Below are 14,208 nucleotides of genomic sequence, written 5' to 3'. Positions count from 1 at the left end.
TAAGACTTACAGGAAGTGAGCAAATTTGCCCACAACACCCAGGACAACGGTGATACCGATCAGGCGCAGCGGGCTCCAGCCACGGCGCACCAGCCAGTACATCCCCATGGTATAAACCAGCGGCAGGAAGGCCGGCATTAGTTTATCGATAACGTCAGTTTGCAGCTTAACGACCGCATCACCCGCGGTGATTTCAAGCGTTGTATTGAGGCGAACATAGGTCGCCACCAGGGCACCGATAACCGTCATCCCGACGATAGACGCCGCATGGCCCACCTTACGGGTGTTGGCTTTGATAAGCGGAATGGCTGACACCCCCATCCGATAAGCATAGTGCGCCAGACCAAAACGCAGCCCCAGATGTACCACGTTGAACATCACGAAGAAGACCACCGCGCCGAGGATGGAGCCCTGCAGCGCCAGGCTTGCACCGATACCACCGCAAATAGGCAGCAGCGTCAGCCAGAACATCGCATCACCGATGCCGCCCAGCGGTGCGCCTACGGCGATTTTGGTGCTCTGGATGCTGTTCACATCCTGCTTGGAGCGCTCCATCGCGAGGATAATGCCGATAACAAAGGTCACCAGGAACGGGTGGGTATTAAAGAACCCCATGTGCCCTTTCATGGCTCGGGCCAGGTCACGCTTGTTGGTGTGGATCTTCTTCAGCGCAGGCAGCAGACCGTACAGCCAGCCGGAGGCCTGCATACGTTCGTAGTTGAAAGACGCCTGCAGCAGCATGGAGCGCCATGCCACACGGTTGATGTCCTTTTTCGTTAACTCTTCACCAATCGTCTGATCTTCATAGATGTTTTCGTTGACGCCGGTCAGCAGGGTCTTCTCTTCACTTTCCGTGACTGAAGGCAGGGTGGTTTGATTAGATGCCATCTTCAAATTCCTCTTTCTGGGCCTGAGACACAGTGGGTTCCGGATCTTTACGCATCAGATCGATAAGGGCCATGGCCAGCGCCGCGGCGGCAATCGCCAGTACCGGCAGTTTCAGCCATGCGGCGGCAACGAAGCCGATGATGAAGTAAGGGATATAGACGTTTTTCATCATGATTTTCAGCAGCACGGCAAAGCCGATAGCTGGCATGATGCCGCCCGCAACGCCGAGACCATCGATAAGGCGCGTCGGCAGGACATCAATCACGGTTTTAGCGTGTTCGGCACCGAAGTAAATCGGCAGGAAAGCGCAGAGGAAGTAGAAAATCCCCAACACCAGCATCGCCAGATAGTTCACTCGCTCAATGCCGCGAGTGTCAGCGTTCGCCGCCATGCGATCGCAGCGTGACATCACACCGGACATCACTGAGAACAGGAAGGTAATACCCATCTGCACGGCGACAGCGAACGGTACCGCAACGCCGACGGCAACTTCGGGTTTAACACCGGTGGAAATAGCAAACGCGGTGCCGACGATGGTGCCGATAATGACGTTAGGTGGCTGCGCGCCAGCCAGCGGTGCGAGGCCCATCCACACCAGTTCCAGCGTACCACCGGTAAGAATACCGGTATGCAGATCGCCGAGGATAAGGCCAACCAGCGGCCCGAGGACCACCGGCCGGTGCATGTGTGTTAAGCCGTTGAACATATCCAGGCCAGCGATAAAGGCAAGAATGCCCAGAGCAAAAGCCTGTAATAGACTGATTTCCATCGCGAATCCCTCAGAGTAGTTTGTAGAGGTCCATAGCAGTCTCGGTCGGGACACCCTGCACGAAGCATTCCACACCGGCAGCTTTCAGGCCGCTGAAGGCGGTAATGTCATCAGCATCGACGGAAACCGTTTTGGCGATTTGTTGTTTGCCATCGGCATAATGCATGTTGCCAACGTTGATACGCGTGACCGGCACACCGCCCTCAACCAGCTTGAGGAAATCAGCAGGAGATTTGCAGACCAGCAGAATTTTCTGGCGATCGGCGGCACGGTGAATGTTGTCGATCACTTTTTGCAGCGACCAGAAACGCACGGCGATCCCTTCTGCAAGCACCATCTCCATCAGGTTTTGCTGTACCGGATCTTCAGCCACTTCATCATTAGCGACCAGCACCAGGTTTGCGCCAGCGAATCCGACCCACTGCACACCGACCTGACCGTGAATCAAACGCTCATCAATACGACTTAGAACGATATTGGGCATCGTGGAATTCCTCTTATTCTTTGTGGGTCTGAACACCCTGACATGCGTCGTGATACTGACGTATGACGTCCTGGATGTGGTCGATGATTAATTCGCGCGGCGTGGCGGTAAGCTCCCCGGCGCGGACCTTGCTGTACTGCAGCGGCAGATACTGGCTGATAAGCGGCAGTGGAATCGGGTCGTCGGCCAGATTACGAACTAACTGGTCGAAGGCTTCATCAATCTGCCCGTCCGGCCAGTAATAGCGCACGCGGTCGGAGTAGCTGTAGCCGCGCGCCAGACGGCGGGCGTTGCTGTCACCGTGATAATGGTTTTGCCAGTATTCCGGATGTTCCAGCATGACGTTTTCAAGAATATGGCGCAGCCCGGAACAGGCTTTCGCCGTCAGCAATTCTTCTTCAATGGCGGCGAGTGAGAACAGTGCTTCACGTAGCGCAAAGGTGAGCGCCGGGCCGACTTTCAGAATGGCGAAGTGATCCACCACTAACTGACGCAGCGCCTGAGGCGTCTGGTAGTCCGTGGAGTGGGCTTCGTATACCAGAGTGTCATACTCTTCTACCATCTTGCTCAACGCCACCGCTTTTTGCGGCTGGTAATCGATAACGTGCGTGTGGTCAAACTCAACGCCCGGCTGAACCACCAGGCCAATAATCCGTGGCCAGATAGCGCTCAGGCCTTCGGCTTCGAATGCATGGCGGTGAGCCTGCAGGGTAGCTTTAGCGGCTTCAGGCGTAGTCACGGCAAGCTCGGTCAGCGTTTCATGCGCACCGCCCGGTACTGGAACTTCGGTTCCGATAACGTATTCCAGCGATGACTCACCGAAATGCTCCTGCGCCGTGGCCTCAGCAATTTTGGCAAGCCTCGCCGCACGTGATGCGACTATCTCATCGGTTAACGGTACCGGGTCGTCCGCGCAGGACATACTGCAGTCGAGATGGATTTTGCTGAATCCGGCGGCCACATAGTTTTTAATTAAGTCGTCGGCGTGAGCCATGGCCTCGGCCGCCGGCAGTTTTTGCCAGCGGTTCGGGCCCAGGTGATCGCCACCTAAAATCAGCTGTGCGGTCGGGTAGTCAAGCTTGTCGGCAAGCTGGCAGACAAAACCGCGGAAGTCTGCGGGAGTCATACCCGTATAGCCGCCAAACTGATCGACCTGGTTAGACGTTGCTTCTATAAGTAGTGGGGTGTCATGCTTCTTCGCGAAGCGGATGGCGGATTCCAGCACCAGCGGATGTGCCGAGCAAACCGCATAAATACCCGTTGCGGTTCCCTGTTTGTGCTGCTTCACCATTTCTGTCAGATGTTTCACTTTCCTCTCCGTAGCGGATAGTTCCGGCACTCATCTTTCGTTTTGTTTCATTTAATACTGCAGTAAGGTGTTATAAAAATAAAACGAAAGATAATGGTTTTCCGATCTGTTTCACAAAAGAAACATAATGAAAGCATCTGAATGCTGTCTCTATCACCATTAATCCCTGAACAGCACTTGCATTCGTGCAAAAGAAAGGTGTTAATAGACCAATCGAAATGAAACGAAAGATTTGACTAAAGGATCACGTATGAGCAGCACCGACTCTTCAACGGATAGGCGCGTCACTGGCACCAGTGAACGACGCGAGCAGATAATCCAGCGGTTGCGGCAGCAGGGAAGCGTTCAGGTCAACGATCTTTCTGCGCTGTTTGGCGTCTCGACGGTGACGATTCGCAACGATCTGGCGTTTTTAGAAAAGCAGGGGATTGCCGTTCGTGCCTATGGCGGAGCACTTATCTGTGAAGGTAACGCCACCGGGAGCGAACCGTCCGTTGAGGACAAAAGCTCCCTCAACACGGCCCTGAAGCGTGGGATCGCCCGGGCAGCGGCAGAGCTTATTCAGCCAGGGCACCGGGTTATCCTCGACTCCGGTACCACAACATATGAAATTGCCCGCATGATGCGTCACCATCATGACGTTATCGCGATGACCAACGGGATGAACGTTGGCGCGGCGCTACTCGAAGCCGAAGGGGTGGAGCTCCTGATGACCGGTGGGCATCTGCGTCGCCAGTCGCTCTCCTTTTATGGCGACCAGGCCGAGCAGTCGCTGCAGAATTACCACTTCGACATGCTGTTCCTCGGTGTGGATGCCATTGATACCGAGCGCGGTGTGAGCACGCATAATGAAGACGAAGCGCGACTGAACCGCCGGATGTGCGAAGTGGCCGAACGCATTATCGTGGTCACCGACTCCAGTAAGTTCAACCGTTCCAGCCTGCATAAAATCATCGACACCCAGAGAATCGACATGGTGATTACCGATGAGGGCGTGCCGGTCGAGAGCCTGAAAGAGCTGCAACGTTCCGGCATTGAAGTGATTCTGGTTCGGGAATAACCTTGTTTTCAGAAACAATGTCAGGAGGGATCCTCTCTCCTGACATTGTCTTCGTTTAAAGTTCAGACATGTCACTCGGTGACCAGCGAGGCTATGGATTTTTGTCCCAGTCTCGCCCGCAGCCAGGCAAGCGCCTGACCAGAGCGTAGCGGCGCTGACCAGACCAGATCCACCCCTACTACCCACTCAGTAAAGGGATATGCATCCAGCTGGAGTTCGACAAGCTGCTGGTGAAGATTCAGTTCCTGCATTAATTGTTTCGGCACCGTGGCCCAACCCATCCCATCGCGCAGCATGTGCATTAAGGTCAGATAGCTTTCCACGCGCCAGTGATTAGGGGAGTTCAGATATTCGCTGGTCGGCAGCTTGTTTAAAAATGGCAGATATACCAACTGCCGGTATTGATTGAGCTGGCTGAAAGTGACGGGTTTTCCCTTGTTTAACGGATGATCGCGGCTGGCCACGTTGCAAAATGAGATATTCCCGAGGCGTTTAAACCGTAAATTCATGGAATAGTGAGCCCGGGTACACATAATCCCAAGCTGGACGGATTCATTTTCAATCATGCTCAGCGCATCCTGTGAAGAAGGATGAAGCACAATCAGGTCGGTGTGCGGGAACTGCCTGGAAAAGTCCTGAAGAACCGGGGAAATAGCCTGGTAAGGTATCGCATCGTCAATGCTGATGGTCACTTCGGTTTCGAGCTCTTTAGATAAACTATTAGCTCTATTCTCCATGGAAAAACATTGTTCGAGAATCGCTTCAGCATCGCGCAATAATGCTTTCCCTTCTGTCGTTAATTGTGGGTAGCGATTGCTACGATTAAAAAGTGTGAGGCCAAGATCTATTTCCAGATTAGCAATAGCAATACTGAGCGCTGATTGCGATTTTCCCAGCTTGCGTGCTGCTGAAGAAAATGAATGCTCACTGGCTATGGCAGAAAAAGCGGTAAGTTGCTCAAGCGAAATCCTCATTGCTTCTCCATAAAAATAATTAATAGGTCCTATTTTTACAATCCTGTTTTCATTCTGGAGACTGAACCACTCTGAGCACATATTCCATGATGTTAATCAGGAGAAGACAATGTCTTGTGTCATTCACCCCGTTGATCGGCGATTACCGCTGGTGCAAAGTTTTTTATTCGGATTCCAGCACTTTCTGGTTATGTATTCTGCCTGTCTTATTGTTCCTATTGTTTTAGGAACAGCTCTAAAATTACCAAAAGAACACTTAACATTAATCATCAGTGCTGACCTTTTCGCTTCGGGAATTGCTACGCTGGTTCAATGTTTAGGTAGCCGGTTCTTCGGGATTCGGTTGCCCATTATGATGGGAGTTACGTTTGTCTCCATCGCTCCAATGATTGCTATTGCCGCTAATCCAGAACTGGGGCTGGCGGGTGTATACGGCGCTATCATTATTTCTGGCATTTTTGGCATACTCTTCGCTCCGATAATGGGGCGGTTTATTCGTTTTTTCCCTCCGATTGTCACTGGGACAATGTTGCTGGTTATCGGTATCAGTCTGATGAAGGTGGGCATTGACTGGTCGGCAGGAGGGCAGCCGATGCTGGCAAGTGGTGAACCCAATCCAGACTATGGGAATCCGGTTTATTTATCGATATCTCTGCTACAGTTGGCACTCATTCTGATGATTAACCGGCTGTTCAAAGGCTTCTTTGCCAATATTTCCGTGCTATTTGCTATCCTGATCGGTTTTTTATTGCGTTGTCTCGTGGGGAGGTGTTTTTAGATGGCCTGCAACAAACTCCGTGGTTCTCTTTGACGACACCTTTGGTTTTTGGTATGCCAAAGTTTGATCTCGTTGCCTCAATTTCACTATGTCTGGTAATGCTGGTAACAATGGTTGAATCTACAGGGATGTTTATTGCCTTAGGTAAAATTGTTGACCGGCCTGTTAATCGGCAGGGGTTAATTCGGGGGCTAAGAGCTGACGGTCTGGGGGCAATTATTGGTGGTATTTTTAATGCTTTCCCCTATACCTCATTTTCACAAAATATTGGGCTTGTCAGTATCACTGATGTACGAAGTCGGTATGTTTGTGTCGCTGGTGGATTTATTCTTATCGGTCTGGGGTTGTTGCCAAAACTCGCTTATATTGTTGCCTCGATGCCCCCTTATGTATTAGGCGCATCCGGAATAGTCATGTTTGGCATGGTCGCGCTGATGGGGATCCGGATCCTTTCTACCATCAACTTTGAAAACTCGCGTTCAAACCTGTTAATTGTTGCCACCAGCCTGGGTATTGGTTTGATACCCATGGTTTCACCACATTTTTTTCAGCACTTACCTTACTGGACTCATGTTTTTACCGATAGTGGGATTATTTTAAGTGTATGCAATGCGCTGATTCTCAATTTGTTATTCAATGGATTCAGCACCACAGAGTCATCTGTTATTGCCCCAGAAATTGATAGCGCGGCTTGATGATGTTTGGAACGAATTTAAATAAGGAAAAGAGAATGAAAGAACAAATTATTCAGGCCGATCTTATTCTGACAATGGATGCGGATAACACCATCATTGAGGAAGGGGCTGTTCTCGTGCGGGATGGGTTGATTGCCTGTGTCGGCAAGGCGGGGGAGATTATCGCGCGCCATCCAGATGTACCAGTCAAACATTTGTCCCAGCGTTTACTCATGCCGGGGCTTATCAACGCTCATTGCCATTCAGGCATGCTACGGGGTACTGCTGAAGGGCTGCCCGTCTGGAGCTGGTTACAGCAGTTTGTCGACCCAATGCACCGGGTCCTCTTGCCGGAAGAGGCAAAACTGTCCTCCTTACTCTGTTATAGCGAAGCGCTACTTTCTGGCACCACCACGGTAGTTGATATGTGGCGTTACATGGAGGGCAGCGCAGAGGTTGCGATGCGCACAGGGATCCGCGCTGTTCTGGTGCCTTACGTCGCTGAGCATCCCGATCATGACTATTTTGAAACGTTGAACAGCAACGAAGCCTTAATAAATCGTTGGCACCTTGGGGCCAACGGGCGCATTCACGTTTGGGTTGGGCTTGAACACTTGTTTTATGCACTACCTCAGGCATGGCAGCGTATCGCAGCGATGTGTAAGGACTACCAGGTTGGATTCCACACGCATAGTAATGAAAGCAGCTTCGATGTTGAGGAAACCCTGCGGCGATATCAATTACGGCCGATTCAGGCGCTAGAGAAATTTGGCCTGCTGGACGCAAAGAAAGTGTTGCTGGCTCACTGTGTGTGGGTCAATGACGAGGAAATTGCCCTGCTGGCAGAACGTCATACTGGGGTGGTTCATAACCCTGTCAGCAATATGAAACTCGCTTCTGGAGCGGCGCCGGTAGAGAAAATGCTGCAAGCCGGAGTCGCTGTGGGGCTGGGTACTGATGGTGAGAAAGAAAATAACAATCTCGATATGTTTGAAGAGATGAAGGTCTCATCGCTGCTGGCGAAATTCGTATCACTGGATGCTGCAGCGCTGGATGCCTGGGCAATATGCCGTATGGCAACCGTGGATGGTGCGAGAGCGCTGGGGATGGAAGACAGTATTGGCTCTCTGGAAGAGGGAAAAGCGGCGGATATGATAGCGGTACGGCTTGATACACCCAGAATGACCCCGCTCATTACGCGTGGACCGCTGATGAATATTCATCATAATCTGGTACATGCCGTACAGGGTGGCGATGTGGATATGACCATGATTGCAGGGGAGATTCGGGTCGAAAATGGAAAGCTAACCCAGATCGATTTGTCGGAAATTATCCGCGATGTAAATCTTCAGGTCGGTGGGCTGTTTGCCCGGCGGGAAGCCTGGTTGAAACAGCGTGGGGCGGCAGTGAACGAACTGGAGCGGCTGGAGAGGTGACATTGCGGCTTAAACCCACTATACTGCGCGCCGAAGCTGACCAGACAGTCGCCGCTTCGTCGTCGTCCTCTTCGGGGGAGACGGGCGGAGGGGAGGAAAGTCCGGGCTCCATAGGGCAGGGTGCCAGGTAACGCCTGGGGGGGAAACCCACGACCAGTGCAACAGAGAGCAAACCGCCGATGGCCCGCGCAAGCGGGATCAGGTAAGGGTGAAAGGGTGCGGTAAGAGCGCACCGCGCGGCTGGTAACAGTCCGTGGCACGGTAAACTCCACCCGGAGCAAGGCCAAATAGGGGTTCACAAGGTACGGCCCGTACTGAACCCGGGTAGGCTGCTTGAGCCAGTGAGCGATTGCTGGCCTAGATGAATGACTGTCCACGACAGAACCCGGCTTATCGGTCAGCTTCAACTCTTCAGAAAACCCCGCTTCGGCGGGGTTTTTGCTTATGTAAGTTTAAGTGGTCACGGTTGGATGAATGACTGTCCACGACGCTATACCAAAAGAAAGCGGCTTATCGGTCAGCTTCGACTCTTCAAAAAACCCCGCTTCGGCGGGGTTTTTGCTTTTTCCCGCCCGACCTCTCTGAGACTTTTTCGGAAAATTGCGACAAACTCCACAAATCTGTTGCCAGTGACTCAGTTGTTAGTTTCTTATTCTGCATGTGACTTGAATCACGCCTGAATTCACCAAAAAATAGCAAAAAAAGCAGTGTTGCAAATCATGGCTATATGTTTTTGTTTTGTTATTTAATATCTCAATGAAATGATAAATATATATTAACATCTCCGTATGTTTAACAATTTAATGTGATGGGTGGCGCATATTTAATGGCGACACCTCTAAATTTAAAAATTTATTTTATATTTTCAAATTTTATTAATAAATGATGTGGTGAGTAATTGCGCGTTAATTGCTTGAAATATGGTCTTATACCCGACCATTAAATAGGGTCTTAGGCCTCATCGTTATCGCCATAAATTAAAGTTATTACCTCATTATTTATTGATAAAAGTCAGCCAAATAGCGAATGGTGTTTTGTCTATCATATTGATAATATGGTGTTTTATCGTATTTCGTGACCTGTGTTGAACATGCGTTCCGGCAAATTGTGAGTAACAGCACATACCCCCGATGGCAATATTTATTAAAATTCTGTTCGAAACATGAAATACGGGAAGAGTGATATGGATAATGTTCTTCTGCCAAAAACTCAGCAATTGGTCGTTTTCCAGGAAGTTATCCGGAGCGGTTCAATTGGTTCGGCAGCCAAACAACTTGGACTGACTCAACCAGCCGTTAGTAAGGTAATCAATGACATTGAATCTTACTTCGGTATCGAGCTGATGGTGCGGAAAAACACCGGGGTTACGCTGACCAGCGCTGGACAAGTGCTGCTGGCCTACTCGGAGTCCATCACCCGTGAGATGAAAAACATGGTGAGCGAAATGAACAGTCTGAGCTGCAGCAGCGTGCTCGACGTCTCTTTCGGCTACCCGTCACTCATCGGTTTCACGTTTCTGTCGAGTATGATGAAGACATTTAAAGAGGTGTTTCCGAAAGCGCACGTCTCCATGTATGAAGCGCAGCTCTCCTCCTTCCTTCCCGCACTGCGAGATGGACGGTTGGATTTTGCTATCGGAACGCTGAGTGAGGACATGCAGCTACAGGATCTGCATGTGGAGTCGCTGTTTGAGTCAGAGTTTGCGGTTGTCGCCAGTCAGTCACGAACGTGCACGGGTACCACCACACTGGAGTCGTTGAAAGACGAACAGTGGGTTTTACCGGACACGAATATGGGCTACTACAAAGAACTCCTCAACACCCTCCAGAACCACCACATCAGCACTGAAAACATCGTAAAAACCGACTCCGTAGTCACCATTTATAACCTGGTCCTGAATGCCGATTTCCTGACCGTGATACCGTGCGACATGACGGCGCCATTCGGTTCGAACCAGTTCATTACGCTGCCCGTTGAGGATGAATTACCGGTCGCACGTTATGCCGCGGTGTGGTCTAAAAATTATCGAATTAAAAAATCAGCTTCGGTACTTGTTGAGCTGGCAAAACAATATTCATCGCAAAACTGCACCAGACGAAGGCAATTTGTAGAAAATATTTAATTTAAATTTAATTTCACAACACCAAGCCCAGAGTTTCTGTATTTCTGAACTCTGATGCCCAGATTTTACATAAATTTAGGTCTAATTCTGAAGAGAGTATAAAATGCATATTACCTATGATCTCCCGGTCACTCTTGATGATATTCAGGTAGCGAAACAAAGACTCGAAGGAAAAATATATAAAACAGGGATGCCGCGCTCAAATTATTTGAGTGAGCAGTGCAAAGGTGAAATATTCCTCAAATTTGAAAACATGCAGCGCACCGGGTCGTTCAAAATTCGTGGGGCTTATAACAAACTGAGCTCGTTGACGGATGCTGAGCGTCGCAAAGGGGTTGTGGCATGTTCTGCGGGTAACCATGCTCAAGGGGTGTCGCTTTCTTGTGCCATGCTGGGGATTGACGGCAAAGTCGTGATGCCGAAAGGGGCGCCAAAATCAAAAGTAGCGGCGACTCAGGACTACTCTGCAGAAGTGATTCTGCACGGCGACAGCTTCAACGATACTATCGCTAAAGCGAGCGAAATCGTTGAAATGGAAGGCCGTATCTTTATCCCACCGTACGATGATGCACACGTTATTGCCGGCCAGGGTACCATTGGTCTGGAAATTCTGCAGGATCTGTACGATGTGGATAACGTGATTGTGCCAATCGGCGGCGGCGGTTTAATTGCCGGTATCGCCACGGCGATTAAATCTATCAACCCGACGATTAAAATTATCGGCGTTCAGTCAGAAAACGTTCACGGCATGGCGGCTTCTTTCTATGCCGGTGAAATTACTAACCACCGTATTAACCCAACACTCGCCGACGGTTGTGACGTCGCGCGTCCTGGCAACTTAACCTTCGAAATCGTCCGTGAACTGGTGGACGATATTGTACTGGTCACCGAAGACGAAATTCGTGACAGCATGATCGCCCTCATTCAGCGTAATAAAGTCATCACCGAAGGTGCTGGTGCCCTGGCTTCTGCTGCGCTGCTGAGCGGCAAACTCGATGATTATATTCAGAAACGGAAAACCGTCAGCATTATTTCCGGAGGCAATATTGACCTCTCGCGTGTTTCACAAATTACCGGCTTTGTCGGTGCTTAATTGTTATTTTTTTGCTAAGGACACGATATGAGTAACACAGATACCATCATCGCCAGCCAGGCAAAAGCCTCGCTATGGCGTAAATCCGATACCACCTGGACTCTTGGACTGTTCGGCACCGCGATCGGTGCCGGGGTACTGTTCTTCCCTATTCGCGCAGGTTACGGCGGTTTAATCCCTATCCTTATCATGCTGGTACTGGCGTACCCGATTGCCTTCCTGTGCCACCGTGCACTGGCGCGCCTGTGCTTGTCGGGTAAAAACCCTTCCGGAAACATTACTGAAACCGTTGAGGAGCATTTCGGTAAGACCGGTGGCGTTATCATTACCCTGCTGTACTTCTTCGCCATCTGTCCGCTGCTGTGGATTTATGGCGTAACCATTACCAACACCTTTATGACCTTCTGGGAAAACCAGCTGGGCTATGCCGCCCTCAACCGTGGCGTGGTCGCACTATTCCTGTTGCTGCTGATGGCCTTTGTTATCTGGTTTGGTAAAGACCTGATGGTTAAGGTAATGAGTTTCCTGGTGTTCCCGTTCATCGCGAGCCTGGTACTGATTTCCCTGTCGCTTATCCCTTACTGGAACGCATCAGTGATTCAGGATGTGAACCTCAGTGATATCGCCCTGACCGGTCACGATGGCATTCTGGTTACCGTGTGGCTGGGTATCTCCATCATGGTGTTCTCCTTCAACTTCTCACCCATCGTCTCTTCGTTTGTGGTGTCCAAGCGTGAAGAGTATGAGAAAGACTTTGGCCGCGACTTCACCGAGCGTAAATGTTCTCAGATTATCTCTCGTGCCAGCATGCTGATGGTTGCCGTGGTGATGTTCTTCGCCTTCAGCTGCCTGTTCACGCTCTCTCCGGCCAACATGGCGGAAGCGAAAGCGCAGAACATTCCAGTGCTGTCCTATCTGGCGAACCACTTCTCCACCATGACCGGCAGCAAATCTACCTTCGCTACGGTTCTTGAGTTTGCCGCGTCTATCATCGCGCTGGTTGCCATCTTCAAATCCTTCTTCGGCCACTACCTCGGCACGCTGGAAGGTCTGAACGGTCTGGTGCTCAAGTTTGGTTACAAAGGCGATAAGACCAAGGTCTCCGTCGGCAAACTGAACACTATCAGCATGATCTTCATCATGGGTTCCACCTGGGTCGTGGCTTACGCCAACCCGAACATCCTGGACCTGATTGAAGCCATGGGCGCACCGATTATCGCTTCCCTGCTGTGCTTGCTGCCGATGTACGCGATTCGTAAAGCGCCGTCTCTGGCGAAGTACAAAGGCAAAGCTGACAATATCTTCGTTACCGTGATTGGTCTGCTGACCATCCTGAATATTGTCTACAAACTGTTCTAATTATCTGTAGAGCCCAAAGTCAGGATGGGCGGAGAAATAAAATGATGGATTTATCTGTAGTGCTGGTCATTAATTGTGGGTCCTCATCGATTAAGTTCTCGGTGATTGATGCAGATACCCAGAATGTGCTGTTGACGGGTATTGCAGAAGGTATTAATACAGAGAGTGCATGTTTAAGTGTTAATGGAGGTGAGCCAGCTCCGCTGGCTCACCAGGATTATGAATGTGCCCTCGAAGCCATTACCTTCGAACTGGAAAAAAGAGATCTCATGGACAGCGTGGCCTTAATTGGTCATCGTATTGCCCACGGCGGTAGCATCTTTAATGAATCAGTATTAATTACTGATGAAGTGATTGAATTAATTCGCCAGGTTTCCCCGCTGGCACCGCTGCACAACTATGCCAACCTGAGTGGTGTAGAGTCTTCCCGCCGGCTGTTCCCGGGCGTGAAGCAGGTGGCGGTCTTTGACACCAGCTTCCACCAGACAATGGAGCCAGAAGCCTACCTGTATGGTTTACCGTGGCGCTATTTTGAAGAGCTGGGCGTGCGTCGTTACGGTTTCCACGGCACCTCGCATCGCTATGTCTCCCAGCGAGCGCATGAACTGCTTGGTTTAAGCGAGCAGGATTCTGGGTTAGTGATTGCTCACTTAGGTAACGGTGCCTCGATTTGCGCGGTGCGCAACGGCGAGAGCGTAGACACCTCAATGGGTATGACGCCGCTGGAAGGCCTGATGATGGGCACCCGCTGCGGCGATGTTGATTTCGGTGCCATGACGTGGATAGCCAACCAGACAGGCCAGTCGCTGAGCGACCTGGAACGTGTGGTGAATAAGGAGTCTGGCCTGCTGGGTATTTCTGGCCTCTCTTCCGATCTGCGGGCGCTGGAAAAGGCCTGGCACGAAGGCCATTACCATGCCCAGTTAGCCATCAAAACCTTTGTCCACCGCATTGCCCGCCATATTGGTGGTCACGCCATGGCGCTGCATCGTTTAGACGGCATTATTTTTACCGGCGGAATTGGAGAGAACTCCACTCTTATTCGCCAACTGGTGATTGAACATTTACAGGTACTCGGCATTCATCTCGACAGTGAGAAAAATAAATTACCGGGAAAAGCCGGTGAGCGCATTATTTCCCTGCCAGATTCCCGAGTGACATGTGCGGTAATTCCTACCAATGAAGAAAAAATGATTGCGCTTGATGCCATTCATTTAGGGAAAATTAGCGCGCCTGTTGAATACGCTTAATTCTGAGAGAGA

At 50.6% G+C, this 14,208-nt stretch carries 11 protein-coding genes, 1 other RNA gene and 1 pseudogene; 8 read left to right on the top strand and 5 right to left on the bottom strand.

The window, feature by feature from the left end; all coding sequences use genetic code 11:
* Window positions 1-6: 6 nt before the first annotated feature.
* From agaE to kbaZ, 4 genes are read right to left on the bottom strand one after another with little or no spacing between them, the layout of a single operon-like run.
* Window positions 7-888 (bottom strand): PTS N-acetylgalactosamine transporter subunit IID, encoded by an 882-nt coding sequence (gene agaE, locus GYRE_RS13580; RefSeq protein WP_006818163.1) that lies wholly within the window; start codon window positions 886-888, stop codon window positions 7-9.
* The gene (agaW, locus tag GYRE_RS13575; RefSeq protein WP_006818164.1) at window positions 878-1,657 is read right to left on the bottom strand and encodes a PTS N-acetylgalactosamine transporter subunit IIC; all 780 of its coding nucleotides are present in this window, start codon (window positions 1,655-1,657) and stop codon (window positions 878-880) included. Before agaW ends, agaE begins: the two co-directional genes overlap by 11 nt.
* Window positions 1,658-1,667: 10 nt before the next feature.
* Window positions 1,668-2,141, bottom strand: coding sequence for a PTS N-acetylgalactosamine transporter subunit IIB (gene agaV / locus GYRE_RS13570; RefSeq protein ID WP_006818165.1), 474 nt, complete (start codon window positions 2,139-2,141; stop codon window positions 1,668-1,670).
* A 13-nt stretch (window positions 2,142-2,154) separates the two neighbouring features.
* Window positions 2,155-3,450 carry a tagatose-bisphosphate aldolase subunit KbaZ gene (gene kbaZ / locus GYRE_RS13565; RefSeq protein WP_038255953.1) on the bottom strand — a complete coding sequence of 432 codons (1,296 nt, stop codon included), beginning with the start codon at window positions 3,448-3,450 and terminating at the stop codon, window positions 2,155-2,157.
* 250 nt (window positions 3,451-3,700) lie between these two features.
* Here kbaZ and GYRE_RS13560 point away from each other — a divergent pair, with 250 nt between their 5' ends.
* Window positions 3,701-4,510: a DeoR family transcriptional regulator gene (locus GYRE_RS13560; RefSeq protein WP_006818167.1), complete on the top strand. Its 810-nt coding sequence runs from the start codon at window positions 3,701-3,703 to the stop codon at window positions 4,508-4,510.
* Between the two features lie 71 nt (window positions 4,511-4,581).
* On the opposite strand, the gene GYRE_RS13555 is transcribed toward GYRE_RS13560, so the two are convergent.
* Complete coding sequence (locus GYRE_RS13555) at window positions 4,582-5,484, bottom strand: LysR family transcriptional regulator (RefSeq protein WP_038255951.1); 903 nt, start codon at window positions 5,482-5,484, stop codon at window positions 4,582-4,584.
* 109 nt (window positions 5,485-5,593) lie between these two features.
* Here GYRE_RS13555 and GYRE_RS25315 point away from each other — a divergent pair.
* From GYRE_RS25315 to tdcD, 7 genes and pseudogenes are all read left to right on the top strand, one after another.
* Window positions 5,594-6,957: pseudogene (locus GYRE_RS25315) on the top strand (nucleobase:cation symporter-2 family protein).
* A gap of 35 nt (window positions 6,958-6,992) precedes the next feature.
* Entirely contained in the window at window positions 6,993-8,372 is a 1,380-nt protein-coding gene (locus tag GYRE_RS13545) for an amidohydrolase family protein (RefSeq protein ID WP_038255949.1), read from the top strand.
* Window positions 8,373-8,404: 32 nt separating this feature from the next.
* Window positions 8,405-8,781, top strand: an RNA gene (gene rnpB / locus GYRE_RS23250) — RNase P RNA component class A.
* Window positions 8,782-9,555: 774 nt separating this feature from the next.
* A complete protein-coding gene (gene tdcA, locus GYRE_RS13540) occupies window positions 9,556-10,494 on the top strand; it encodes a transcriptional regulator TdcA (protein ID WP_038255947.1) in 939 nt (312 codons plus the stop codon).
* A 103-nt stretch (window positions 10,495-10,597) separates the two neighbouring features.
* On the top strand, window positions 10,598-11,587 hold the full coding sequence (gene tdcB / locus GYRE_RS13535; RefSeq protein WP_006818174.1) for a bifunctional threonine ammonia-lyase/L-serine ammonia-lyase TdcB: 990 nt from the start codon (window positions 10,598-10,600) through the stop codon (window positions 11,585-11,587).
* A gap of 27 nt (window positions 11,588-11,614) precedes the next feature.
* Window positions 11,615-12,946, top strand: coding sequence for a threonine/serine transporter TdcC (gene tdcC / locus GYRE_RS13530; RefSeq protein WP_006818175.1), 1,332 nt, complete (start codon window positions 11,615-11,617; stop codon window positions 12,944-12,946).
* Window positions 12,947-12,987: 41 nt separating this feature from the next.
* Window positions 12,988-14,196 (top strand): propionate kinase, encoded by a 1,209-nt coding sequence (gene tdcD, locus GYRE_RS13525; RefSeq protein ID WP_006818176.1) that lies wholly within the window; start codon window positions 12,988-12,990, stop codon window positions 14,194-14,196.
* Window positions 14,197-14,208: the final 12 nt, after the last annotated feature.

The sequence above is a fragment of the Yokenella regensburgei ATCC 49455 genome (assembly GCF_000735455.1).
Lineage (GTDB): Bacteria > Pseudomonadota > Gammaproteobacteria > Enterobacterales > Enterobacteriaceae > Yokenella > Yokenella regensburgei.
The sequence above is the reverse complement of the archived record's forward strand: the minus strand, read 5'-3'. Positions and strand labels throughout refer to the sequence as shown.

Excerpts from the sequence above, each read along its gene's own strand:
- GYRE_RS13560 (WP_006818167.1), top strand. The coding sequence starts at position 3,701 with ATGAGCAGCACCGACTCTTCAACGGATAGGCGCGTCACTGGCACCAGT.
- tdcD (WP_006818176.1), top strand. The coding sequence starts at position 12,988 with ATGATGGATTTATCTGTAGTGCTGGTCATTAATTGTGGGTCCTCATCG.
- tdcB (WP_006818174.1), top strand. The coding sequence starts at position 10,598 with ATGCATATTACCTATGATCTCCCGGTCACTCTTGATGATATTCAGGTA.
- tdcC (WP_006818175.1), top strand. The coding sequence starts at position 11,615 with ATGAGTAACACAGATACCATCATCGCCAGCCAGGCAAAAGCCTCGCTA.
- GYRE_RS13545 (WP_038255949.1), top strand. The coding sequence starts at position 6,993 with ATGAAAGAACAAATTATTCAGGCCGATCTTATTCTGACAATGGATGCG.
- tdcA (WP_038255947.1), top strand. The coding sequence starts at position 9,556 with ATGGATAATGTTCTTCTGCCAAAAACTCAGCAATTGGTCGTTTTCCAG.
- agaV (WP_006818165.1), bottom strand. The coding sequence starts at position 2,141 with ATGCCCAATATCGTTCTAAGTCGTATTGATGAGCGTTTGATTCACGGT.
- agaE (WP_006818163.1), bottom strand. The coding sequence starts at position 888 with ATGGCATCTAATCAAACCACCCTGCCTTCAGTCACGGAAAGTGAAGAG.
- agaW (WP_006818164.1), bottom strand. The coding sequence starts at position 1,657 with ATGGAAATCAGTCTATTACAGGCTTTTGCTCTGGGCATTCTTGCCTTT.
- GYRE_RS13555 (WP_038255951.1), bottom strand. The coding sequence starts at position 5,484 with ATGAGGATTTCGCTTGAGCAACTTACCGCTTTTTCTGCCATAGCCAGT.